The organism is Arthrobacter sp. GCM10027362 (genome assembly GCF_042679445.1).
In the GTDB taxonomy this organism is placed as follows: Bacteria; Actinomycetota; Actinomycetes; order Actinomycetales; family Micrococcaceae; genus Crystallibacter.
This window is the reverse complement of the sequence record NZ_JBHTML010000367.1, coordinates 1-1,394: the sequence shown is the minus strand read 5'-3', so window position 1 is coordinate 1,394 and position 1,394 is coordinate 1. Positions and strand designations below refer to the sequence as shown.

Genomic DNA, 1,394 nt, shown 5'->3' with positions numbered 1-1,394 from the left:
CCGGACCTTGCAGGCCGGCCGCAGCGAACGCGGCCTTCGCCTGACAGCCGCCGCAGATCCGGTCAGGCCAGCCAGCGCCGCCGGCGTGGCTGCTCCGGTTCCGGCGCCGGTTCCGGCTCCTCGCCCAGGGCCAGCGCGGCCCCGAGGATGTCGTCCGCGGTGAGCGTCATGACGGCCTCACGATCGAGCGCGTCGAGACTTTGGTCCCCGTCGAGCGAGAGCCGCAGCGCCTGGCGGTTGAGCGCCTGCTCGAACAAAGTGCGGGCGAAGCGTGCGTTGCCGGAGTCCTCGCCCGCGTGGAGCCCGGTGAGGATGCGGCGCAGCATCTGGTCCGCGCCCGGCTCCAGCGTGTACGCGTGCTGGGCCAGCAGCTGGTGGAAGATCGTCCGGAGTTCGTCGACGGAGTAGTCGGGGAACGTGATCTCGCGGGCGAACCGGGAGCGCAGTCCGGGGTTCGAGAGCAGGAAGGACTCCATCAGCCGCGGGTACCCGGCCACGATCACGACCAGGCGGTGGCGGTGGTCCTCCATCCGCTTGAGCAGGACCTCGATCGCCTCGGGGCCGAAGTCCGCCCGGCCGTCCTCCGGGGCCAGCGCGTAGGCCTCGTCGATGAACAGGACGCCGTCCAGTGCACGCCGGATCACCCGGTCCGTCTTGATGGCGGTCGCGCCGACGTACTGCCCCACCAGGCCCGAACGGTCGACCTCGACCAGGTGGCCTTTCTGCAGCAGGCCGACCGCGCGGTACATCTCGGCCAGGAGCCGCGCCACGGTGGTCTTGCCCGTGCCCGGGTTTCCGAGGAACACCAGATGCTGTGAGGTGGCCACCTCCGGCAGGCCGTGCGCCTTGCGGCGGGCCTGGACCTGGAGCAGTGCGACGAGGGCCCGCACCTGTTCCTTCACGGTCTCCAGTCCGACCAGCGCGTCGAGCTCGGCCTGCACCTCGGACAGCGGCCGGGCCGGGCCGGGCCTCGCACCGAGGAGATCGCCGACCAGGTCGACGCGCTCCGAACCGTGCAGCTTGAGCTGATCGGCCAGATGGCCGATGGTTTCGCGCAGGTCGTCGAGCGGATTGCGGCTGGCAGCCATGCATCCACTGTAGTACCCGGTTCCCGACCGGGGCGGGGCCGGCCCCACCGGCATCGACCCCCTTTGGGCCGCAGCGTTCACGCGGCACAGGCAGTCTGCGTTGGATAATGCGGGCACCGGCCGTGCCTTCGGTGCCGGCTGCGGCACCAAGGATGGGGCAGAAGCTGCAGGTCGGGACGCTGCCCGGGCCGAGAAGGCGGAGCACGTCATCAAGAACCAGGACGGGAAGACCGGCTCCGGGAACAGCTGCGGCCATGATCCCGGGAACGTCCCGGGCCGATCCGGCAGTTCACGGCATCGCGCAGC

2 protein-coding genes are annotated in these 1,394 nt (G+C 71.0%); one reads left to right on the top strand and one right to left on the bottom strand.

Annotated features, from left to right (window positions below):
• Window positions 1-62: 62 nt before the first annotated feature.
• Window positions 63-1,088: an AAA family ATPase gene (locus ACFQ36_RS22715; protein WP_377017839.1), complete on the bottom strand. Its 1,026-nt coding sequence runs from the start codon at window positions 1,086-1,088 to the stop codon at window positions 63-65.
• 100 nt (window positions 1,089-1,188) lie between these two features.
• Between ACFQ36_RS22715 and ACFQ36_RS22710 the strand changes: the two genes are divergently transcribed.
• Window positions 1,189-1,394, top strand: a 206-nt coding sequence (locus tag ACFQ36_RS22710) for a DUF2188 domain-containing protein (RefSeq protein ID WP_377017837.1), incomplete at its 3' end; no start/stop codon positions are given.

What these genes read in the sequence shown, in the direction of transcription:
- ACFQ36_RS22715 (WP_377017839.1), bottom strand. Translation starts at nt 1,088, where the DNA reads ATGGCTGCCAGCCGCAATCCGCTCGACGACCTGCGCGAAACCATCGGC.